Here is a 20,569-nt window from a genome sequence, read left to right as displayed (position 1 = left end):
GCTTAAATCAGGGTTTAAATCAGACCTTGCAGTTTCGGATTGCCTTCTTTGGGAATAGGGCGCGTGTTGCCTTCGCTGTCGATGGCGACGTAGGTGAAGACGGCTTCGGTAACGAGTTGGCGGTCTTCGGTCAGGTGGTCGTTCATCAGCGTTTTCACCCAAACTTCGATTTTCAGTTGCAGCGAAGTATTGCCCACGCGCACGCAGCGTCCGTAGCAGCAAACCACGTTGCCCACTTTAACGGGGCGGATGAAGTTCATTTCCTGAACGGCGACGGTAACGATGCGGCCTTGCGCGATTTCCGCCGCCAAAATGCCGCCGCCCAAATCCATTTGCGACATAATCCAGCCGCCGAAAATATCTTGGTTGGGATTGGTGTCTTGCGGCATGGCGACGGTGCGCAGCAGAAGCTCGCCTTGAGGGTGGGAGCGGTGTTCGTTTTTTTGAGTCATGAGAATATCCTTTTGAGCGGTGCGGATTGGGTGGGTTTGAATGTTGGCGGATTAAGTCTTGCGAAGGTCATCTGAAAGAGGATGGGGCGTTTTAGACGATTTTTTTATGCCTGTTCCAACCAAATCAGGCTGACCATGCGGCCGGTTTGTCCGTCGCGGCGGTAAGAGAAGAAAGTGTCACGTTCCAGGACGGTGCAGTGTGTGCCGCCGTAAATCATGTCCACACCTTCGCGGCGCAGAACCAAACGCGCCAGCGCGTAGATATCGGCAAGATATTTACCGCCGCCGATGTCTTCGAATGCGTCCGCCGCTTCGGGCATGGGGGCACAAAATGCGTCGAACACGTCTTGTCCGACTTCAAACGCGTCCGCGCCGATGGCAGGGCCGAGATATGCCATGATTTCGACGGGCGCGACATTCATTGCGGCTATGGTGTTTTGCAATACGCCGCCCGCCAAACCGCGCCAGCCCGCGTGTGCGGCAGCAACGACCGTACCGGCTTTATCGCAGAACAAGACAGGCAGGCAGTCGGCAGTCATCGCGGCGCAGGCGGCTTTGCCCGAGTTGTCCACCGAAGCGTCTGCGTCGGGTGTGTTGCCCAATGCGTCGGCAGCGTTGACGACGATGGTGCTATGGATTTGATTGAGGTAGGCAACGGGCAGCCCGACCTGTTCCTGCACGATTTCACGATTGCGGCGCACGGCATCGGGATCATCTCCGACGTGCGAACCGAGGTTCAAACTTTGATACACGCCTTGGCTCACGCCGCCGTTGCGGGTGGTAATCAGGGTTTTTACGTTGGCGGGCGCAGGCCAATCGGCTGTCAGGAAATTTTTGCCTTGCGGGGCGAGGTTTAAGGTTTCTGTGATGGTTTTCATGTTTTTATCTGAGTAAGGAAAGGTTTGAAAGAATGTGTCTATCGGCTTCGTATTAACGCATCTCTACGACTTCCAATAATTCTGTGTTTTCCAATCGGTAATAAAGGTCATAACCCCGACCATGCTTATCTTCTCCTTGATTAGGCAGGAAACTGATACAGGCAAATTCTTTATTCTCGGAAATATTGAACCAAATAGTATAGTTCCTCAAATCCGATTGATTCTGCAAATAACGATCAAATTCTTTTTTAGCCGCAGCCATTACCAATAACAAGCTTCCATCTAATTCAAATAAATAATCAGATTTAAAAGCATCTCTCCAAACTTTTTCCTGATAACTCATGCCGGCACCTAAATCCTCTACCTTAAATTGACCATTCAGTATGGCAAGTAAGCTTTATCAACCGTATCGCCAAATATTCCCATCTACCTTAGAAAGTAATCAAGGTCATCAAAAATAATAAAGTTGCGTACTAACGCATCCCCACTACTTCCAATAATTCCGTATCTTCCAGTCGGTAATAAAATTTATAACCCCGACCGTATTTATATTCTCCTCTATAAGGAATTTCAAAAAATATCCCGCCTACCATTTCATCTGTTTTTGGAATAAAACTGATACTAACAAATTCTCTATTTTCGGAAATTCTTAACCAAATAATATAGTTTTTCAGATTCCATTTACCTTGCGAATAACCATCAAATTCTTTTTTTGCAGCAGTAATTGCCAATAAAAAATTCCCGTCAATTTCAGATAAATCGTCTAATCTAAAAGCATCTCGCCAAACTTGCTCCTTATGACTCATCATCATCTCCTAAGCTACTCGTTTTAAATCGACTTCTCGATATATTGAATGCGATATTGGTATGAAAAGTCTGATCAGACTAGTTGTACAAACCGTTTTCATCTAAAGGCAGATTCATCTGCTTGGCAATATTTTGTGCGGCAGCCGCGAAATCTTTTTTGTCTGACGGCTTGCTATAAATAAAAGTCAAAATTTGAACGTATGGTGCGGGATATGGACGGCGATATTCCAACGTAAAAGATTCTCTGTAGCCTTTGCTTCTCCATCTGATTATTGATAAGTGGTCATTCTCAGAAAGAGGATATTCCATAACGATTTCGCTGCCTTCCCAATGCGTCAGTACACGTTTGACAGGGTCGTATCGCCAAGACTCATCCTGTAATTTTTCCAATGCTCTTTTTTTGGATGATAGAGACAAATACAGGAAGGGCAAAATCATTATCAAAAGAAATGACAGGAAGAAGAAACCGGAGCCTATGTTCAGAATCTCCATATCCTCCATAATCAACATACCCACCCATACGGGTAGCGCAATCATGGAAACGATGGCAGCTTTAGTGGCAAGTCGGTATGTTTTTTCAGACGACAAATTGCCGTAACCCGCCAGCCACTGCATTTTGCCGTCCATTTGTGCAAGATTTACCAAATCCAAAGAAGACACCTTAATCCCTCACATAGACCACTTCGACATCGTAATCGTCTTCGTTCCAATCATCATCGTCATCCGTGCCGAGTTTGTCCTGCCATTCTTCTTCGTTGCTCAAAGACGAATCCAAGCCTGCTTCGAGGCGCAGGACGGAGAGCAAGTGGTAGATATCGTCGGGAATCGGGGCTTCAAAAGAGACGGTTTCGCCGGTTTTCGGATGGACGAAACTTAAGCGGTAGGCGTGCAAAGCCTGACGCGCGCCCAGACTTTTAACGGCTTCTTTTACCGGTTCGCTGCACGGATGGCGCAGGTTGCCGTAAACGGGGTCGGCGGCAAGCGGGTGGTTGGCTTCGCGCATATGGACGCGGATTTGGTGCGTCCTGCCTGTTTCGAGCGAGCATTCGATGTAGCTGTGGGCAAGATAGCGTTCCAACACTTTGACGTGTGTCACGGCAGGTTTGCCGCCGAATTTGACGACTGCCATTTTCAGGCGGTTGTGCGGATCGCGTCCGATTTGGGTTTCGATTTTGCCGTCAAAGGGAACAATACCGTTGGCGACGGCGCGGTAGATACGTTTGACCGTGCGCTCTTGAAGCTGTTGCACGAGGGAATTTTGTGCGGGCAGGGTTTTGGCGACCACCATCAGGCCGCTGGTTTCTTTGTCGAGCCTGTGGACGATGCCCGCGCGCGGAATTTGGCTCAATTCGGGACAATGCGCCAGCAGGCCGTTAAGCAGCGTCCCCGTCCAGTTGCCTGCGGCGGGGTGGACAACCAGTCCGGCGGGTTTGTTGACGACGATGACGGTATCGTCTTCGTACACAATATCCAAATCCATTGCTTCGGGTTTGAACGCGAGATTCTCTTCGCTCGGACGTACCGTTACGCTGACGGATTCCCCGCCTATCATTTTGTCTTTGGGTTGGGCAGGCTTATCGTTTACAATAACCGCGCCTTCTTTAATCCACGATGTCAGGCGGCTGCGCGAATAATCAGGCATGAGCTTTGCCAACACTGCATCCAGCCGCCCGCCCGCAAGCTCCAGCGGAACAGTCAAATTAACACAACTTTCTGCTTCGGGGGCTGACGTAAAGTCTAAATCGTCGCTATAATCGGCTTCATTATCAAAGGAAGTATTCTGCATGAAAAAAATTCTTTTAGTAGTTTCGTTAAGTCTGGCACTGGGTGCCTGTGCAAGCAATAAAGGTACGGTCGATAAAGACGCGCAAATCACACAAGATTGGAACGTGGAAAAACTCTATGCCGAAGCGCATGACGAGTTGAACAGCAGCAATTATACGCGAGCCATCAAGTTATACGAAATTTTAGAATCCCGCTTCCCCAACGGCCGCTACGCGCAACAGGCGCAACTGGACACCGCATACGCCTATTACAAAGACGACGAGCCTGAAAAAGCCCTCGCCGCCATCGACCGCTTCCAGCGCCATCACCCGCAACATCCGAATATGGATTACGCGCTTTACCTCAAAGGCTTGGTTTTGTTCAACGAAGACCAATCCTTCCTCAACAAACTCGCCTCCCAAGACTGGTCCGACCGCGACCCTAAAGCCAACCGCAGCGCATACCAAGCGTTTGCCGAATTGGTACAACGCTATCCGGAGAGCAAATACGCCGCCGACGCCACCGAGCGCATGGCAAAACTGGTGGACGCTTTGGGCGGTAACGAAATCTCCGTTGCCCGCTACTACATGAAACGCGGCGCCTACCTCGCCGCAGTCAACCGCGCCCAAAAAATCGTCGAGCGTTACCAAAATACCCGCTACGTCGAAGAATCGCTCGCTATGATGGAGCTGGCTTACAAAAAACTGGACAAACCCCAACTCGCCGCCGACACCCGCCGCGTCTTGGAAACCAACTTCCCGCAAAGCCCGTTCCTGCAACACCAATGGCAACCGAACGATATGCCTTGGTGGCGCTACTGGCGTTAAGCACATCAAATTCAGGACAGTTGATACGGATTGGTATCGGTTGTCCGAAAGATGAAAGGTCGTCTGAAACCATCAAACAGGGTTTCAGACGACCTTTATTCTATCTTCCAATCAAGCAAGGAACAGGCGGTATGCGGCGTTTTGGGTTTCGTCCTGATAGCTGTAACCGAGGCTTTCGAGGAAGTTTTCGAAGGCTTGATTGTCGCCGGGCGGGACGTCGATGCCGACGAGGATGCGGCCGTAGTCGGCGCCGTGGTTGCGGTAGTGGAAGAGGGTAATGTTCCAGCCGCCCTGCATGTGGTTGAGGAAGCGGGCGAGTGCGCCGGGGCGTTCGGGGAACTCGAAGCTGATTAAGCGTTCGTGGGCGACTTTTGTTGTGCGTCCGCCGACCATGTAGCGGATGTGGATTTTGGAGATTTCGTCGTCGGTCAGGTCGACATTGGGCAGCCCGGCTTCGGTCAGCTGGCGGCTGATGACGGCGAGGTCTTGGGAACCTGCGGTTTGCAGGCCGACGAAGATGTGGGCTTTTTGGTCATCGCCGTAGCGGTAGTTGAACTCGGTGATGTTGCGGCTGCCGAGCAGGTTGACGAATTTGAGGAAGCTGCCGCGTTCTTCGGGGATGGTAACGGCGAAAATGCCTTCGTTGCCTTCACCCAATTCGCTGCGTTCGGAAACGTGGCGCAGGCGGTGGAAATTCATGTTGGCGCCGCTGGTTACGGCGATGAGGGTTTGGTTTTGGATGCGGTTGCGTGCGGCATAGGTTTTCAAGCCGGCAAGGGCGAGCGCGCCTGCGGGTTCGGTGATGCTGCGGGTGTCGTCGAAGATGTCTTTGATGGCGCCGCAGATGGCGTCGGTATCGACGGTGATGATGTCGTCCAAGAGGTCGCGGCAGAGGCGGAAGGTTTCTTCGCCGACGACTTTGACGGCGGTACCGTCGGAGAAGAGGCCGACGTCTTTGAGGCTGACGACTTTTCCGGCTTCGACGGATTGCTTCATGCAGCAGGAGTCGTTTGTTTGCACGCCGATGACTTTGATGCTGGGGCGGACTTGTTTGACGAATGCGGCAACGCCCGCTGCCAGTCCGCCGCCGCCGATGGGGACGAAGATGGCGTGGATGTCGTCGGGACGCTGGCGCACGATTTCCATGCCGACCGTGCCTTGTCCGGCAATCACGTCGGGGTCGTCAAACGGGGCGATGTAGGTCAGTTTTTCTTTTTCTGCCAACTCCATCGCGTAATCATAGGCATCGTTGTAGGAAACGCCTTTGAGGACGACTTCGCCGCCGCGGCTTTTGACGGCGTCGATTTTGATTTTGGGCGTGGTTTCGGGCATGACGATGACGGCGCGGCAGCCTAAACGTTGTGCCGAAAGTGCGACGCCTTGTGCGTGGTTACCCGCGCTGGCGGCGATGACGCCACAGGCGAGCGCTTCTTTGGGCAGCTTCGCCATTTTGTTGTACGCTCCGCGGATTTTGAAGGAAAACACGGGTTGCAGGTCTTCGCGTTTGAGCAGGACGTTGTTGTTCAGACGACGTGACAGCCCGATTGCAGGTTCGAGCGGCGTTTCGACGGCAACGTCGTAAACGGAGGCGGTCAGGATGCGGATGAGGTAATCGGAATAAGAGGGGCGGTTGTTCATGGTTTTGTGTGCCGGAGGATTATTTTCAAAAGGAGTGTCCGCCGCCCGCGTCAAACTTTGCCAACAAAACGGCGGAAAGGTAAAACCATACCCTCGAGGTCGTCTGAAATCAAGAAAAATCTTAGCAAAGCGAAGTTGCGGCGGTATAATGACTGCCTTTTGTGCCAAACCGCACGACGCGGTTGTTTTTATTTCTGTTTCCGCACCACATCCCGATGAAAAAAACATTATCCGTATTGATCGCGGCAATGATGATTGCCGCCGCGCAAGCCGCGCCGCAAGCGGCTAAAAACAACGCAGCCCCTGCTGTTGCCGCTTCCGAGCCTGCACCCGCCGCCGCATCCCAACCCGAAGCCATGATGCCCAGCATCAACAGCCCCGATGCGCCGCCTGCCATTGCCGCTGCCGCCTACATCGTTACCGATTTGCAAAGCCATCAAGTGCTTGCCTCCGGCAATATCGACACCCAAATCGAACCCGCTTCGCTGACCAAAATGATGACCGCCTACCTCGCGTTCAAGGCTTTGGAAAACGGCACATTGCGCGCCGACCAAATGCTGACCGTGTCCGATGCAGGCTGGAAAATCGAAGGCTCGCGGATGTTCCTCAGTCCCAAAGTCCCCGCCAGCGTCAGCGATTTGATTAAAGGCATGATTGTCCAATCCGGCAACGATGCTGCCACCACGCTTGCCGAAGCCATGGGAGGCGGCTCGGTGGATGCGTTCGTCCAACAAATGAACGACGAAGCCAAGCGTTTGGGCATGACCAAAACCCACTTTAAAAATCCGACCGGATTGGCTGCCGAAGGCCACGTTTCCACTGTCGGCGATTTAGCCATCCTCTCCGCCGCGCTGATACACGATTATCCGAAATACTATCCCGTATTTTCGATTAAATCCTTCAAATACAACAATGTCGAACAGCCAAACCGCAACCTCCTGCTCTACCGCGATTCCAATGTGGACGGTCTGAAGACGGGACACACCGAAAGCGCAGGCTACAACCTTGCCGCTTCCAGCAAACGCAACGGCAGACGCATCGTTTCCATCGTTGTCGGTACCGATTCCACCGAAGCCCGCGCGTCCGAAAGCGGCAAATTGCTCAACTGGGCATTGCAGGCATTCGACACGCCCAAGCTCTACAACGGCGGCGAAATCATTTCCAAGGTCAAAGTTTATAAAGGCAGCAGCAAATCGGTGAACGTCGGCTTCCTCGAAGACGTGTACATCACGATTCCCCACGATGCCGGACAAAACATCAAACCGATTTTAGAAACCGTCCAGCCCGTTATCGCCCCGATACGCAAAGGTCAAACCTTGGGCAAACTCAAAATCGTCAAAGACGGCAAAGTCATTACCGAGAAAAACGTCGTCGCCCTCCATTCCGTTGAAGAAGGCAGCTGGTTCAGACGGATGTGGGATGATATCGTATTGTGGTTCAAAGGCTTGTTCGGCAGCAGTTCGAAATAGGCAGGATTGATGAAAAGGTCGTCTGAAAATGGTTTTCAGACGACGGCGGATTCGCATTTGAAGTGCAACTTTCCATAACAGAAAAAGGCCAGTATGCGGTAGCATACGGCCTTTCCTGCAAGAAAGATTGCCATGAGCTACACACAACTGACCCAAGACGAACGATACCATATCCAATACCTGTCCCGCCACTGCACCATCGCCGAAATCGCCAAACAGCTCAACCGCCACAAAAGCACCATCAGCCGAGAAATCAAGCGGCACTGCATCCAAGGACAGCAATACAGCGCCGAAAAAGCACAGAAGCAAAGCCGGCTGACCAAACAGCACCGGCGAAAACCCTATAAGCTCGATTCGCAGCTGGTTCAACACATCGACACCCTTATCCGCCGCAAACTCAGTCCCGAACAAGTATGTGCCTACCTGCATAAACACCACGGGATCACACTCCATCACAGCACCATTTACCGCTACCTTCGCCAAGACAAAAGCAACGGCGGCACTTTGTGGCAACACCTCAGAATATGCAGCAAACCCTACCGCAAACGCTACGGCAGCACATGGACCAGAGGCAAAGTGCCCGACCGCGTCGGCATAGAGAACCGACCTGCTATCGTCGACCAGAAAACCCGCATCGGCGATTGGGAGGCCGACACCATCGTCGGCAAAAATCAGAAAAGCGCGTTATTGACCTTGGTCGAACGCACTACCCGCTACACCATCATCTGCAAATTGAAGAACTTAAAAGCCGAAGACACTGCCCGGGCGGCCATTAGGGTATTAAAGGCATATAAAGCCAGAGTCCACACCATTACCATGGATAACGGCAAAGAGTTCTACCAACACACCAAAATAGCCAAAGCATTGAAGGCGGAAACCTATTTTTGCCGCCCTTACCATTCTTGGGAGAAAGGGCTGAATGAGAACACCAATGGACTCATCCGGCAATATTTCCCCAAACAAACCGATTTCCGAAACATCAGCGATCGGGAGATACGCAGGGTTCAAGATGAGTTGAACCACCGGCCGAGAAAAACACTTGGCTACGAAACGCCAAGTGTTTTATTCTTAAATCTGTTCCAACCACTGGTACCCTAGTGTTGCACTTGAAATCCGAATCCAAGGACCTTTCGGATAACGGATATATCATTAAAAATAAGGAAAAACCATGCAATTACAAGCATTTGACGAAGCATCCCGCGTGCGCCTGATGCAGCTGCTCGATGCCAAATCGGAACAACACAACACCATGCGCTGCGATGAGGTACAGGCATTTATGATGGCTTTGTTGAGTGGTCCCGATGCCTTGAATCCGAACGATTGGCTGCCTGAAGTGTTGGGTGAAGAATCATTGTTTGACGCGAAAGAGCGTACCGAAATCGAGCGTTTGGTGATGGCGCTGGCGGCTGATTTGCGTATCAAGCTCGGCAGTAAAATGTTGCCCGATTTGTGGCTTTACGAAGATGCAGCGGGCAATCCCGACGTGTACACTTGGTGTAACGCCTATCTGTATGCCTTGGATGTCGTGCCGACCGATTGGTTTGAAGCGGTCGATCAGGAGGAGTTTGAAGACCTGTTCTATCCGATCATGGCTTTGGGCGGCATTTATGATGAAGAGCAAAACGGTGAAATCATTTTGCACCTGACTGAAAAAGAACTCTCACAGCTCGAATCCGACCTGCCGCACGTCCTGCTCGATATTTACTGGTATTGGCAGGCAATTATCAACAAACCGCAAACCGTACGTCGCGAAGGCGAAAAAATCGGGCGAAACGATTCTTGTCCCTGCGGGAGCGGTAAAAAATACAAAGCTTGTTGCGGTAAGGGATAACTTTCCGATCAGGTAAAAAATCAAAAGGTCGTCTGAAAAAAGGTTTTCAGACGACCTTTACAATGATCAGGTTAAAACCAGCTTGCCGCCCATATAACAAGCAGGGTCATTACAATCGTCAAGGCGCAACCGATTTTGGCGACCGTACCGATGATGAAGCCGATAAACGTCCCCAGCCCGACTTTGCCCGCCTGCCACATATCGCGGCGCGCCAAGAATTCCCCGGTACCCGCGCCGATGAGCGGACCGAACAACAGCCCGGGAATGGAGAAAAACGCGCCGACAATACCGCCAATCAGTGCCCCCCAAACTGCTGTTTTAGTGGCTCCTGTATATTTTGCCCCTAATGCGCCTGCGACATAATCCATCGCCGTGCCGATGGCAGCGACAACGGCAAGAAAAATTAAGGTGTTTGTACCGTAAATCTGGTAATCGCCGGCATAGGCAAGCAGCCATGCGCCGCCGAACATCAATCCCAATCCGGGAATAGCGGGATAAACCGTGCCGAGCAGTCCGACACAGATGGCGATTAAACCGAGCAGGATGAAAATGGCAGTCATAACAGTCCTTTTTTGATGGAAGGGAAAAGGGTATGCGAAGCACGCTGAGCTTGTTTTGCGGCGGATTAAAATAGAACGGTTTGTATCGTCTTTCCCGTAAAATCCCAGTTTTCAGACGACTTACCGTATTATGCGACTTACCGTATTATGGTTGCACGTCCTGATGATTCAAGGCAGGTTTGTGCAAAGAAATAAAAAATCCGGACAAGGCATCCGGATTTTTGTTTTATGCGCCGCAAGTTTTCGGCTTGTTTGCCAGAATGTTGATGATTTTGCGTTCGGGTTTGGACGGGGTGATTTTGATTTCGCTTTCGTCTTCTTCGCTGCCATCGGAGTAGCGTTCGGGCATTTTTTCGCTGTCAAACGCCAAATCGCCGCCGTGTTTCAAGGTTTGACCGCGTTCCAAACCGACGAAGTCGAAAAGCTCGGGGTCGGCAAGATGGGAGGGTACGACGTTTTGCAGGGCGGAGAACATGGATTCAATACGGCCGGGGAAGCGTTTGTCCCAATCGCGCAGCATATCGCCGATGACTTGGCGTTGCAGGTTGGGCTGCGAGCCGCAGAGGTTGCAAGGGATGATTGGGAATTGCTTCAGTTCGGCATATTTGATCAAATCTTTTTCTTTCACATACGCCAGCGGGCGGATGACGATGTGTTCGCCGTTGTCGCTCACCAATTTGGGCGGCATGGCTTTGAGTTTGCCGCCGTAAAACATATTTAAAAACATGGTGGCGAGGATGTCGTCGCGGTGGTGTCCCAAGGCGATTTTGGTGCAGCCCAATTCTTTTGCGGTGCGGTAGAGGATGCCGCGGCGCAGGCGGCTGCACAGCGAACAAGTCGTTTTGCCTTCGTCCAATACGCGTTTAACGGTGGAGTAGGTGTCCTCTTCGACGATTTTGTACGGTACGCCTATGCTTTCGAGATAGGTCGGCAGCACTTCTTCGGGGAAGCCCGGCTGTTTTTGGTCAAGATTGACGGCAACCAGTTCGAAATCAATCGGCGCGCTGGCTTGGAGCTGGCGCAGGATGTCTAATAGGGCGTAGCTGTCTTTGCCACCGGAGAGGCAGACCATGATTTTGTCGCCCGGTTCAATCATGTTGAAATCGTTAATCGCGTCGCCGACGGCGTGGCGCAGGCGTTTGTTGAGTTTGTTGTTCTCTAATTCTTGCTTGGTTTTTTTGGACATGGCGGTCTGTGCTTTGAAATAAGGAAAAATTTAAGGGCGGTATTGTACCGCAAAAAGTGTTTGGAAACCGCATATTAGAAAAGAAAGGTCGTCTGAAAGAGGGAAGGGGTTTCAGACGACCTTTGCTTTATATTACGCGACTATATTACTCAATCTTCACCCGCTTCAGCCTCAACGCATTGCCCAACACCGAAACCGAGCTTGCCGCCATTGCCGCGCCTGCGATGACGGGATTTAAGAAGCCAAGCGCGGCGAGCGGGATGCCCAAGATATTGTAGAAGAAAGCGAAAAACAGGTTTTGCTTGATGTTTTTCAAAGTTGCCTGCGATACCAGCAGGGCATCGGCGAGCTGGTTGACTGAATGCTGCATCAGTGTGGCAGATGCGGTGTGTTCGGCAACGTCCGCTCCACCTTTCATGGCGAAGCTGACGTTGGCGGCGGCGAGCGCGGGTGCGTCGTTGATGCCGTCGCCGACCATTGCCACAGTTTTGCCGGCAGTTTTGAGTTTCTGCACTTCGGCGGCTTTGTCGCGCGGACTCATGTTGCCGAAGGCGTGTGCGATACCCAGTTGTTTGGCGACGTATTCGACCGTGCCTTGGTTGTCGCCGCTCATGATGTAAACGTCGATGCCGTGTTTTTTCAGACGGTCTATGGCTTCGGCGGTATCGGCTTTCAGCGCGTCGGCGAGTGCGAATGCGCCGATGGGTTTGCCGTTGGCGGAAACGGCGACGATGCTTGCGATGCGCCAGACGTCGTCTGAAAGGTTTTCAGGCAACTTTAATTCGGCAAATTCGGCTTTGCCCGCTTTTACCAAGCCCACGCCTTCGACTTCGGCGGTAATGCCTGCGCCGACGACGGTTTGCGCGTTTTGTGCGGCGGGAATCTCCAAACCGCGCGCTTGGGCGGCGGAGACGATGGCGCGGGCGAGCGGGTGGGCGGCGTTTTGTTCGACGGCGGAGGCGAGGCGGTACAAATCGTCTTCGTCAAAGCCGCTGTCGGGCACGCAATAGACGGCGGCAACCTGCGGCCTGCCTTCGGTCAGCGTGCCGGTTTTGTCCAACACGACGGCATCGACGTGGGCGGCTTCTTCCATCGCCGCCGCGTCTTTAAACCAAATCCCGTGTTTCACCGCCTTGCCCATGCCGACCATAATCGCGGCAGGCGTTGCCAAACCGAGCGCGCACGGGCAGGCAATCACCAAAACGGCAACGGCGTGCATTAGCGCCACCGTCCAATCGCCTTTAACCAGCCAAGTGGCGATAAAGGTCAAAAGCGCGATGCCCACGACGGCAGGCACGAACACCGCCGCCGCTTTATCCGCCACGCGCGCAATCGGCGCTTTGCTGCCCTGCGCTTCGGAGAGCGCATTCATCATGTCGCCGAGCAGGGTTTGGCTGCCGAGCTGTGTGGCTCGGTACACCACGCTGCCTTCGGTCATCAGCGCGCCCGCCAACACTTTGCCACCCGCCTTTTTCTCTTCGGGATTGGATTCGCCGGTGAGGTGGCTCTCGTCCGCCCAGCCGCTGCCGCTTTCAATAATGCCGTCGGCGGCAATGCGTTCGCCGTGGTTGGCGCGGATTAGGTCGCCAATTTGCACTTGGTCGATGGGCAGTTGTTTCCATTCGCCATCGCGTTGCACGTTGACTTGAGTCGGCGTGAGTTTCAGCAGCAAGCCCAAGCTGTTCAGGCTGGATTTTTTGGTGCGGTGTTCCAAAAACTTACCCAGCGACACAAAACCAATCACCATCACGCCTACTTCAAAATACACATGCGCCATGCCGTGCGCTGCGTGCGGGCTGAAAAACAGCATATAGACGGAATACAGATAAATCGACACCGTGCCGATGGTAACGAGTACGTCCATATTCGCCAGCCCGCCTTTAATACTCGCCCACGCGCTTTTGTAAAACGGGATTGCCAGCCAAAGCTGCACCACACTCGCCAATGCGAACTGCCACAACGGCGGAATCATCCAATCGTGCCGACCAATCATCATGCCCGCCATACCGATAAGGAACGGGATATTGATTGCCAGCAAAAGCCACAGCCGCCAGCTTACATGCGTTGTTTCTTCGGGCTGTGGCAGCGCGTCTTCTGTCTTTTCTTTTGCGCCGTAACCGGTTTTCTCGATGATTTTGGCGATGTCGGCGGCGGAGGTTTGGCTGTCGTCAAACACCACCTGCGCCTCTTCGCTGGCGAAGTTCACCCCCGCTTCGGCGACAAAGTCTTTTTTGTTCAACACTTTCTCAATGCGCGAAGCGCAGGCCTGACAGGTCATGCCTTCGATTTGGAAACGGACTCTTTGTTGCATGGTTTCTTCCTTCTGAATGTGGTTGGGCTACCTGAAAAAAGCGGAGCAGGGTTTTCAGGTAGCCTTTGGGGTGTTGCAGTCGATTTGTTGCGATTCGATTTACAAAGCCGCATCAAAGCCGCCGTCTTCCACCGCTTCTATCAGCGCGGCGGGGTTGGTTTGGGCGGGGTCGAATTCCACGACGGCGTTCTTGTTTTCCAGGCTCACTTCGGCCTTGTCCACGCCGTTTACGCCTTCGAGGATGCTGGTAACGCTTTTCACGCAGCCGCCGCAGGTCATGCCTTCGATGTTTAATGTGATGGTTTGCATAGGGTTTCCTTTCTGTTGGAATGAGGCTGAGGTTTTAAAGTCCGTTGCAGCCAAAGCTTTCAGGTAGCCTGAAATGATGGGTCTGCTCTTGCTTTCCCGCTGAGTGCCACCACTATAAAGCTTCACCCGAAGTAAAGGTCAAGCATCATGATGAACATCAGCCAGGCCGCGGCCGAGAGCGGCCTTTCCGCCAAACAAATCCGCGACTACGAAAAGCACGGCCTAATCGCCCCGGCCGCGCGCAGCGAAGCGAGCTACCGCCGCTACGGACAGGCCGACCTTGCCCGGCTGCGCTTTATCCGCCATGCGCGGGAAGTGGGCTTTTCGCTGCCGCAGATCGGGCAGCTTTTGAGCCTGCAACACAATCCGCAGCGCACCAGCCGCGAAGTGAAAACTCTCACCGCGCGGCACATCGCCGAGCTGGAAGCCAAAATCGAACGCTTGCAGGGCATGGTGGCCGAGCTGCAACGCTGGCACGATGCCTGCGCGGGAGACGACTGCCCGGATTGTGCGATTTTGGCCGGGCTGGAGGAGCGTTAGGCGGCTTGGGGCCAATACACATGAGTGCAACCACCTGTTGCCTTTGTTGGAAGGCATTGCCGAAGGTACGACCGTCTATGCCGATAAAGGCTATGACAGTAAGGAAAACCGGCAACATCTAAAAGAGCATCAGTTGCTGGACGGCATTATGCGCAAAGCCCACCGCAACCGTCCGCTGACGGAAGCGCAAACCAAACGTAACCGCTATTTGTCGAAGACCCGTTATGCGGTCGAACAAAGCTTTGGTACGCTGCACCGTAAATTCCGCTACGCCCAGGCAGCCTATTTTGGTTTGCTCAAAGTGAGTGCGCAAAGCCATCTGAATGCGATGTGTTTGAACCTGTTGAAAGCGGCTAACAGGCTAAGTGTGTCTGTTGCCGCCTAAAAGGCGGCCCGGATGCCTGATTATCAGGTATCCGGGGAGGATTAAGGGGGCATTTGGGTAAAATCAGGAGCAATTAGGGGCGGAAATAGACGAAAACCTGTGTTTGGGTTTCGGCTGTTGGGGGAAAGGCTTTTTTGCAAAGGTCTCAATTTGCTATTAAAAAATAATATTCTGGCGTTGAGTTATCAGTCATAGAATTAAGTGCTTTTAGGCAGATTTGTTAGATTGATTTAGGTATTGCTATTGAAATCCGAATCTTCGGACCTCTTTTTAACTTTGCAGCAAAGCCAAAGAATACTTCATCATTTCCTATTGGGAAATTATATTGTTCATAAATTGAGATTTATTGCTTAATCATTTATCCGTACAATCCGCCTCATCAAATATTTTAAGGAGGCAATGATGAAAAAAATGCCTGTATTGTTTGTTGGGCATGGTAGTCCGATGAATGTGTTGGATAAGGAAAATCCGTTCAACCAAAATCTCAGCCTGATTACGCAAAAGTTTGCCAAACCCAAAGCGATTTTGATGATTTCAGCGCATTGGTACAGCAGCCGTTTGCAGGTTACATCGGGCGAACATCCTGAAATGATTTACGATTTTTACGGATTTCCTGAAGAGCTGAGCCAAGTTCAGTATCCGGCGCCCGGTTCGCCCGAATTGGCGGAGCAGGTGCGCTCGTTATTGCAGCCGGAAAATGTCGGACTGAACCCGACACGCGGTTTTGATCATGGTGCGTGGGCGGTGTTGAAATTTCTGTATCCTGATGCTGATATTCCTGTGGTACAACTCAGCCTGAACCGTTCGCAATCGGCGGAATGGCATTTCAATTTGGCGAAAAAATTATCCGCCTTGCGCGAACAGGGTGTGTTGATTATCGGCAGCGGCAATATTATCCATAATCTGAGCGTGATGAGCAGGGCGCATATCAATCAAATCGGCGCGGGTTATGATTGGGCGTTTGCGTTCCGCGAAGCGGTCAATCAGGCGATTGTTGAGCGGGATGACGACACTTTGATTCATTACGAACGGCTGGGCGAAAAGGCGATGCTCTCCGTGCCGACGCCGGAACATTATCTGCCTTTTCTTTGCATCATGGCATTGCGCGAACCGGATGATGCCATTACGTTTTTCAACGACAACCTTGTCGCAGGTTCGCTCAGTATGACTTCGCTTTTAGTGGGGTAAAAGAAAAATATGGCAGCGAAAAAGATTCTTATTGGTTCGTTCCGCTTTCGTAGATGGTGTTGATCCGCTTACCGTTCTTGGGAATGGGATGTCAATCAAAAAGCGCAGAAAAGCTTTGCATGTAAAGAAAATGGTTGTTTGGCAAGTTACCCGGGTTCGGGAGATGAAGAGTATTTCTGAATGCGTAAATACTAAGGTCGTCTGAAAGCCCGATTCAGGTTTTCAGACGACCTTTTCCCCTTCATCCGAGCAGACTTACCCCAGATATTTCAGTTTGCCTTTGAAGTCTTCGAGCGTCTCGTAGCCTTTTTGTACCATGATGGCTTTCAAGCCAAGCGAAACGCGTTCGAAAACTTCGACACCTTGCTGATGCAGCGCCGTACCGATTTGCACCATGCTTGCGCCGCACAAGATATGTTCGAACGCATCGCGACCGGTATAAACGCCGCCTGTACCGATGATTTGGATGGACGGATTCAATCTTTGGTAGAACGCGTGGACGTTGGCAAGCGCGGTCGGTTTGATGTATTCGCCGCCTATGCCTCCAAAGCCGTTTTTAGGTCGGATCACAACGGATTCGTCTTCGATATACATGCCGTTGCCGATGGAATTGACGCAGTTGACGAATTTCAGCGGATGGCGGTTGAACACTTCCGCCGCTTGGTCGAAATGGACGATGTCGAAATACGGCGGCAGTTTGATGCCTAAAGGCTTGTCGAAGTAGCCGAAGGCTTCGCCCAAAATCCGCTCGGTCGTTTCAAAGTCGTAGGCGATTTGCGGCTTGCCGGGGACGTTCGGGCAGGAAAGGTTGAGTTCGGTAATGCCTTTAAAACCGCTGTTTTGCACTTTTTTCAACAGCGTGTGTGTTTCATCGGGCGACATACCGACCAGCGAGAGGAAAAATGTCCGTTCGGGCTGCGATTCTTGAAGGCTCAGCAAATAATCCAGATAGTAATCAATGCCTTGATTCGGCAAACCCATGGAATTGATACTGCCCAGCGGTACATCGCGGTAACGCGGCTCTGGATTGCCCGCCCGCGCTTCCAGCGTCGCCGTTTTGGTGACGAAGCTGCCCGCGGCGGATTGCCTGACTTCTTCCAATTCTTCTACGGTCATACACGCCACGCCTGCGGCGTTCATCAGACAGTTGTCAAAAGAAAAACCGGCGATTTGCGTTCTCAATGACGGCATATCCTGCTCCTTTCCCTTGAAAAATCAATTTGTTTGCGAAGCGTAACACGAATAGTCGGCAAAATTTTTAACAAACATCAAATGACAGACAATGTAGGGAAATGTTGTTTTATATGATGAAGGAAAGGTGCAAAAAAGGTCGTCTGAAAACCTGTTTTGTTTGTCTTCAGACGACCTTTAATGTAAATAAGCCATGGTGATTGAAAAATTTTTGAAATCACCAAGAAAGCCTTGGTTCATAATTTCTTAAATCAGGCTATCCATTCAGTTAATGCAGCCTCCAAGCGTTTCAGCCCTTCTGCCATATCTTCATCATTCAGCAGCAGACTAGGTGCAAAACGTACGACGTCGGCTCCGGCAACCAATACCATCAGGCCGTGTTTCAAAGCGGCAGCGGTGATTTCCGAAGCTCGGCCTTTGTATTCGTCCGCCAGTACGCAGCCGATGAGCAGACCCATACCGCGTACTTCTTTAAACGCACCGGTTTTCTCGCCCAACTCCCGCAGGGTCGTCTGAAATTTTTGTCCTTGTTTTTCAACATGAGCTAAGGTTTCCGGCGCGTTGATAATGTCGAACGCACGACTACCAACGGCGCACGCCATCGGATTGCCGCCGAAAGTCGAACCGTGCGTCCCCGGCCCGAAGGTCGGCGCGATTTTGTCAGTGGTCAGAATCGCGCCGATAGGGAAGCCGCCCCCCAATGCTTTGGCGGAACTGATGATGTCGGGCGTAATACCGTAATGCTCGTAGGCAAACAGTTTGCCCGTATGCCCCATACCGGTTTGCACTTCGTCCAAAATCAGCAATGCGCCGTGTTCGTCGCACAAACGGCGCGCGGCTTGCAGATATTCCTGCGTCGCGGGCAGGATGCCGCTTTCGCCTTGAATCGGCTCGATGATTACGGCGCAAGTGTTTTCGTTGATGGCAGCTTCCAATGCGGCAATATCGTTGAACGGAACATGGGTAATGCCTTGCGGCAGCGGCGCATAGTCTTTGCTGTATTTGGGCTGACCGCCGACTGAGACGGTAAACAGCGTGCGGCCGTGGAAGCTATTTAGGCAGGAGATGATTTCGGTTTTGTGTCCGCCAAAATGATCGCGACCGTATTTGCGCGCCAGTTTCAGCGCGGCTTCGTTGGCTTCCGCGCCGGAATTGCAAAAGAATACTTTGTCGGCGAAGGTATGCTCTACCAGCTTTTGCGCCAATTCCTGTGCGGGTTTGGTGGTGTAGATATTAGAAATGTGCCACAATTTTTGCGACTGCTCCGCCAGCGCGGCAACCAAATCGGGATGGCAATGTCCCAACGCGTTGACCGCGATACCGCCCGACAAGTCGATGTATTCACGGCCTTCGGTATCCCAGACGCGGCTGCCGAGGGCGCGTTCGGGAATCATGGGGGCAAATGAAAAATTGGGGGTCAGGTAGTTTTGCATCCGATTTCCTTTGCAGTGGATTTATTGAAAATAAGCGGGGATTATGCGCCGCCTGAAACAAAGCTTCAAGCAGGAATGGGCGGGACGCAATGAGAGTAGAAATTTCGACTACAATATGGATTTTACCGACCGTAGAAAGAAGATTATGAACATCCTGCCTTATCAGACTGAAATTGCCGAGCGTATGCTGGTTGGCACCGAAGGCGAAACCATTCATCCCGGCGCGCAATTTGTTCAAACGGCCAACGGCTATTGGATAGCTTGGCACGAGGGCGATGCAGCCCTGCTGGCTCCCGATACGCCACCCGATATTCCGTGTTTTTGGGTAGAAGGGGCGCAAAGTTTGGAAGAGTTGGTCGAATTGGTCGAAAACGGTGAGTTTGACGAAATGGAAGAGTTTGAAGGCGACGATGACGCGTGGCATGAACATGCGGCGGGCTGCAATGGCGGGCATGACGGTCATTGCGGATGTTCGCATTCATGAAAATAAAGATGAAAACCTTGCTTCTGCCTTTGGTCTGCCTGGCGCTGAACGGCTGCGTCGTCGGGGCGGCAGTCGATTTGGCGGCAACGACCGTCATGACGGCGGGCAAGGTTGTCGTCAAAGGTACGGGCGCAGTCATTGATGCCGCCATTCCCGACAGGGACAAAAAGAAAGACAGAGAAAAGGATAAAAGCAAAAAACGCCGTCCTGTTTCAGACGACGGTGTGTATCCGGGTTCTTATCCGCCTGCATCGGAAGAGGGCGGTTACTCTGTTCCGCAAGATTCAGGATATTCGGACAGGGGATGGTAGGGACGGATGTCTTTTGTCCTTGCAGCCATATAAAAAGGTCGTCTGAAAGGTTTGAGCGCGACCCGCTCGACTCATTTGCAGACGACCTTTTTGTTTGTGGGAAGGTTAATCCTTTAAAGCCTGCTTAGCGGCATTGCGGACTTTATCGGCAGCCGCTTCGATTTCGGATTGAGCAACTTCGGCAGCGCTTGTAGTTTTAGTCGGCGCGGCAGCTTCAGGGGCTTGGAGCGGCAGGCGCGCCAAAACAGTGCGCACGCCGGTTACTTTGTCGCCGATGGCAACTTGTGCCTGCGCGTCAACCGGCAGGTACATATCGACGCGCGAACCGAAGCGGATAAAGCCGTAGCGTTCGCCGCGGGTCAATTTTTCACCCACTTTGGTGTAACACAAAATACGGCGGGCAACTAGGCCTGCAACTTGGACGAAGGTGATTTCGCGACCTGACGCAGTGGTCGCCAGTACGGCGTTGCGTTCGTTTTCGGTACTGGCTTTGTCCAAATCGGCATTGAGGAATTTGCCTTTATTGTATTCGACGGCGGTTACGGTGCAGTCGGCAGGCGATTTTTGCGAGTGGACATTAAAGACGTTCATGAACACGCTGATTTTCAACGCTTCGGTATCACGGTAAGGATCGCGCGCGCGCTCGACGACGACGATGCGTCCGTCAACGGGGCTTAAAATCGCTTCGGGATCTTGCGGAATTTCGCGGGCGGGGTCACGGAAAAATTGCAGGGCAAATACGGTGAAAATCCAAAACGGCAGCGACCACCAGCCGCAGCAGGCAGACACCAGTAAACTCAATACCAAACCGCCGCCGATAAACGGCCAGCCCTCGCGGGCGATAATCGGGTGGGGGTACAGACGGTTCATAAGTCAATCCTTTTCTATGCAAATTTTATTCAAATCGCCGCCATTATAACGGAATCCGATACGCTTTTAGCGGTTGCGCCCGTTTTTTGGACAGAATGCGAAAGAAGGTCGTCTGAAAATCCGCTCCCCAGCTTT

Annotated in this window: 22 protein-coding genes and 1 pseudogene; 9 read left to right on the top strand and 14 right to left on the bottom strand. The window is 52.2% G+C overall.

Annotated elements, in window-relative coordinates; all coding sequences use genetic code 11:
* Positions 1-14: 14 nt before the first annotated feature.
* The 6 genes from yciA to rluD form a co-directional block, all read right to left on the bottom strand.
* Positions 15-452 (bottom strand): acyl-CoA thioester hydrolase YciA, encoded by a 438-nt coding sequence (yciA, locus tag MON37_RS06770; RefSeq protein WP_003742967.1) that lies wholly within the window; start codon positions 450-452, stop codon positions 15-17.
* 104 nt (positions 453-556) lie between these two features.
* Positions 557-1,330, bottom strand: a complete 774-nt coding sequence (gene pgeF, locus MON37_RS06765) for a peptidoglycan editing factor PgeF (RefSeq protein WP_039409503.1) — start codon at positions 1,328-1,330, stop codon at positions 557-559.
* Between the two features lie 52 nt (positions 1,331-1,382).
* Entirely contained in the window at positions 1,383-1,673 is a 291-nt protein-coding gene (locus MON37_RS06760; RefSeq protein WP_039409506.1) for a hypothetical protein, read from the bottom strand.
* Between the two features lie 130 nt (positions 1,674-1,803).
* Positions 1,804-2,142 (bottom strand): hypothetical protein, encoded by a 339-nt coding sequence (locus tag MON37_RS06755; protein WP_242883561.1) that lies wholly within the window; start codon positions 2,140-2,142, stop codon positions 1,804-1,806.
* 73 nt (positions 2,143-2,215) lie between these two features.
* A complete protein-coding gene (locus tag MON37_RS06750) occupies positions 2,216-2,797 on the bottom strand; it encodes a hypothetical protein (RefSeq protein ID WP_242883560.1) in 582 nt (193 codons plus the stop codon).
* A 1-nt stretch (position 2,798) separates the two neighbouring features.
* On the bottom strand, positions 2,799-3,923 hold the full coding sequence (gene rluD / locus MON37_RS06745; RefSeq protein WP_039409510.1) for a 23S rRNA pseudouridine(1911/1915/1917) synthase RluD: 1,125 nt from the start codon (positions 3,921-3,923) through the stop codon (positions 2,799-2,801).
* Between rluD and MON37_RS06740 the strand changes: the two genes are divergently transcribed.
* Entirely contained in the window at positions 3,922-4,728 is an 807-nt protein-coding gene (locus tag MON37_RS06740) for an outer membrane protein assembly factor BamD (protein WP_003755523.1), read from the top strand. The two genes, rluD and MON37_RS06740, sit on opposite strands and share 2 nt — an antisense overlap.
* 111 nt (positions 4,729-4,839) lie before the next feature.
* Here the strand turns inward: MON37_RS06740 and ilvA are convergent, their stop codons facing one another.
* Positions 4,840-6,366, bottom strand: coding sequence for a threonine ammonia-lyase, biosynthetic (ilvA, locus tag MON37_RS06735; protein WP_039409512.1), 1,527 nt, complete (start codon positions 6,364-6,366; stop codon positions 4,840-4,842).
* Between the two features lie 215 nt (positions 6,367-6,581).
* On the opposite strand from ilvA, the gene MON37_RS06730 reads away from it, so the two are divergent.
* The 3 genes from MON37_RS06730 to MON37_RS06720 all read left to right on the top strand — a co-directional run bounded on the left by MON37_RS06730 (position 6,582) and on the right by MON37_RS06720 (position 9,666).
* Positions 6,582-7,835 (top strand): D-alanyl-D-alanine carboxypeptidase family protein, encoded by a 1,254-nt coding sequence (locus tag MON37_RS06730; protein ID WP_036492615.1) that lies wholly within the window; start codon positions 6,582-6,584, stop codon positions 7,833-7,835.
* Positions 7,836-7,967: 132 nt separating this feature from the next.
* The gene (locus MON37_RS06725) at positions 7,968-8,933 is read left to right on the top strand and encodes an IS30 family transposase (RefSeq protein WP_242883558.1); all 966 of its coding nucleotides are present in this window, start codon (positions 7,968-7,970) and stop codon (positions 8,931-8,933) included.
* A 70-nt stretch (positions 8,934-9,003) separates the two neighbouring features.
* Complete coding sequence (locus MON37_RS06720) at positions 9,004-9,666, top strand: YecA family protein (RefSeq protein WP_039410029.1); 663 nt, start codon at positions 9,004-9,006, stop codon at positions 9,664-9,666.
* Between the two features lie 71 nt (positions 9,667-9,737).
* On the opposite strand, the gene MON37_RS06715 is transcribed toward MON37_RS06720, so the two are convergent.
* The 4 genes from MON37_RS06715 to MON37_RS06700 all read right to left on the bottom strand — a co-directional run bounded on the left by MON37_RS06715 (position 9,738) and on the right by MON37_RS06700 (position 14,032).
* On the bottom strand, positions 9,738-10,226 hold the full coding sequence (locus MON37_RS06715; RefSeq protein WP_039410026.1) for a DUF456 domain-containing protein: 489 nt from the start codon (positions 10,224-10,226) through the stop codon (positions 9,738-9,740).
* 226 nt (positions 10,227-10,452) lie between these two features.
* Entirely contained in the window at positions 10,453-11,412 is a 960-nt protein-coding gene (gene ttcA / locus MON37_RS06710) for a tRNA 2-thiocytidine(32) synthetase TtcA (protein ID WP_039410023.1), read from the bottom strand.
* A 145-nt stretch (positions 11,413-11,557) separates the two neighbouring features.
* On the bottom strand, positions 11,558-13,723 hold the full coding sequence (locus MON37_RS06705) for a heavy metal translocating P-type ATPase (protein ID WP_039410020.1): 2,166 nt from the start codon (positions 13,721-13,723) through the stop codon (positions 11,558-11,560).
* Positions 13,724-13,822: 99 nt separating this feature from the next.
* Entirely contained in the window at positions 13,823-14,032 is a 210-nt protein-coding gene (locus MON37_RS06700; RefSeq protein ID WP_003674677.1) for a heavy-metal-associated domain-containing protein, read from the bottom strand.
* 147 nt (positions 14,033-14,179) lie between these two features.
* Between MON37_RS06700 and cueR the strand changes: the two genes are divergently transcribed.
* The 3 genes and pseudogenes from cueR (at position 14,180) to ygiD (ending at position 16,145) form a co-directional block, all read left to right on the top strand.
* Positions 14,180-14,572 carry a Cu(I)-responsive transcriptional regulator gene (cueR, locus tag MON37_RS06695; RefSeq protein ID WP_039410015.1) on the top strand — a complete coding sequence of 131 codons (393 nt, stop codon included), beginning with the start codon at positions 14,180-14,182 and terminating at the stop codon, positions 14,570-14,572.
* Positions 14,573-14,582: 10 nt separating this feature from the next.
* A pseudogene (locus MON37_RS06690) lies at positions 14,583-14,957 on the top strand (transposase); the annotation flags it as partial.
* A 402-nt stretch (positions 14,958-15,359) separates the two neighbouring features.
* Positions 15,360-16,145, top strand: a complete 786-nt coding sequence (gene ygiD, locus MON37_RS06685) for a 4,5-DOPA-extradiol-dioxygenase (protein ID WP_039410012.1) — start codon at positions 15,360-15,362, stop codon at positions 16,143-16,145.
* A gap of 255 nt (positions 16,146-16,400) precedes the next feature.
* Here ygiD and MON37_RS06680 read toward each other — a convergent pair whose 3' ends face one another.
* Positions 16,401-17,336, bottom strand: a complete 936-nt coding sequence (locus tag MON37_RS06680; protein WP_039410011.1) for a dihydroorotate oxidase — start codon at positions 17,334-17,336, stop codon at positions 16,401-16,403.
* Between the two features lie 251 nt (positions 17,337-17,587).
* The gene (locus MON37_RS06675) at positions 17,588-18,769 is read right to left on the bottom strand and encodes an aspartate aminotransferase family protein (protein WP_039410009.1); all 1,182 of its coding nucleotides are present in this window, start codon (positions 18,767-18,769) and stop codon (positions 17,588-17,590) included.
* 145 nt (positions 18,770-18,914) lie between these two features.
* On the opposite strand from MON37_RS06675, the gene MON37_RS06670 reads away from it, so the two are divergent.
* Complete coding sequence (locus MON37_RS06670) at positions 18,915-19,253, top strand: hypothetical protein (protein WP_039410007.1); 339 nt, start codon at positions 18,915-18,917, stop codon at positions 19,251-19,253.
* A gap of 8 nt (positions 19,254-19,261) precedes the next feature.
* Entirely contained in the window at positions 19,262-19,564 is a 303-nt protein-coding gene (locus MON37_RS06665) for an NF038104 family lipoprotein (protein WP_372338590.1), read from the top strand.
* Between the two features lie 105 nt (positions 19,565-19,669).
* On the opposite strand, the gene MON37_RS06660 is transcribed toward MON37_RS06665, so the two are convergent.
* Positions 19,670-20,434, bottom strand: a complete 765-nt coding sequence (locus MON37_RS06660; protein ID WP_039410001.1) for a phosphatidylserine decarboxylase — start codon at positions 20,432-20,434, stop codon at positions 19,670-19,672.
* Positions 20,435-20,569: the final 135 nt, after the last annotated feature.

Source organism: Morococcus cerebrosus (genome assembly GCF_022749515.1).
Taxonomy (GTDB): domain Bacteria; phylum Pseudomonadota; class Gammaproteobacteria; order Burkholderiales; family Neisseriaceae; genus Neisseria; species Neisseria cerebrosa.
The sequence above is the reverse complement of the archived record's forward strand: the minus strand, read 5'-3'. Positions and strand labels throughout refer to the sequence as shown.

Excerpts from the sequence above, each read along its gene's own strand:
- MON37_RS06725 (WP_242883558.1), top strand. The coding sequence starts at position 7,968 with ATGAGCTACACACAACTGACCCAAGACGAACGATACCATATCCAATAC.
- MON37_RS06755 (WP_242883561.1), bottom strand. The coding sequence starts at position 2,142 with ATGATGATGAGTCATAAGGAGCAAGTTTGGCGAGATGCTTTTAGATTA.
- MON37_RS06720 (WP_039410029.1), top strand. The coding sequence starts at position 9,004 with ATGCAATTACAAGCATTTGACGAAGCATCCCGCGTGCGCCTGATGCAG.
- cueR (WP_039410015.1), top strand. The coding sequence starts at position 14,180 with ATGATGAACATCAGCCAGGCCGCGGCCGAGAGCGGCCTTTCCGCCAAA.
- MON37_RS06700 (WP_003674677.1), bottom strand. The coding sequence starts at position 14,032 with ATGCAAACCATCACATTAAACATCGAAGGCATGACCTGCGGCGGCTGC.
- ilvA (WP_039409512.1), bottom strand. The coding sequence starts at position 6,366 with ATGAACAACCGCCCCTCTTATTCCGATTACCTCATCCGCATCCTGACC.
- MON37_RS06715 (WP_039410026.1), bottom strand. The coding sequence starts at position 10,226 with ATGACTGCCATTTTCATCCTGCTCGGTTTAATCGCCATCTGTGTCGGA.
- MON37_RS06740 (WP_003755523.1), top strand. The coding sequence starts at position 3,922 with ATGAAAAAAATTCTTTTAGTAGTTTCGTTAAGTCTGGCACTGGGTGCC.
- MON37_RS06675 (WP_039410009.1), bottom strand. The coding sequence starts at position 18,769 with ATGCAAAACTACCTGACCCCCAATTTTTCATTTGCCCCCATGATTCCC.
- pgeF (WP_039409503.1), bottom strand. The coding sequence starts at position 1,330 with ATGAAAACCATCACAGAAACCTTAAACCTCGCCCCGCAAGGCAAAAAT.
- MON37_RS06665 (WP_372338590.1), top strand. The coding sequence starts at position 19,262 with ATGAAAACCTTGCTTCTGCCTTTGGTCTGCCTGGCGCTGAACGGCTGC.
- ttcA (WP_039410023.1), bottom strand. The coding sequence starts at position 11,412 with ATGTCCAAAAAAACCAAGCAAGAATTAGAGAACAACAAACTCAACAAA.
- MON37_RS06705 (WP_039410020.1), bottom strand. The coding sequence starts at position 13,723 with ATGCAACAAAGAGTCCGTTTCCAAATCGAAGGCATGACCTGTCAGGCC.
- MON37_RS06660 (WP_039410001.1), bottom strand. The coding sequence starts at position 20,434 with ATGAACCGTCTGTACCCCCACCCGATTATCGCCCGCGAGGGCTGGCCG.
- MON37_RS06680 (WP_039410011.1), bottom strand. The coding sequence starts at position 17,336 with ATGCCGTCATTGAGAACGCAAATCGCCGGTTTTTCTTTTGACAACTGT.
- rluD (WP_039409510.1), bottom strand. The coding sequence starts at position 3,923 with ATGCAGAATACTTCCTTTGATAATGAAGCCGATTATAGCGACGATTTA.
- ygiD (WP_039410012.1), top strand. The coding sequence starts at position 15,360 with ATGAAAAAAATGCCTGTATTGTTTGTTGGGCATGGTAGTCCGATGAAT.
- MON37_RS06760 (WP_039409506.1), bottom strand. The coding sequence starts at position 1,673 with ATGAGTTATCAGGAAAAAGTTTGGAGAGATGCTTTTAAATCTGATTAT.
- MON37_RS06670 (WP_039410007.1), top strand. The coding sequence starts at position 18,915 with ATGAACATCCTGCCTTATCAGACTGAAATTGCCGAGCGTATGCTGGTT.
- MON37_RS06730 (WP_036492615.1), top strand. The coding sequence starts at position 6,582 with ATGAAAAAAACATTATCCGTATTGATCGCGGCAATGATGATTGCCGCC.
- yciA (WP_003742967.1), bottom strand. The coding sequence starts at position 452 with ATGACTCAAAAAAACGAACACCGCTCCCACCCTCAAGGCGAGCTTCTG.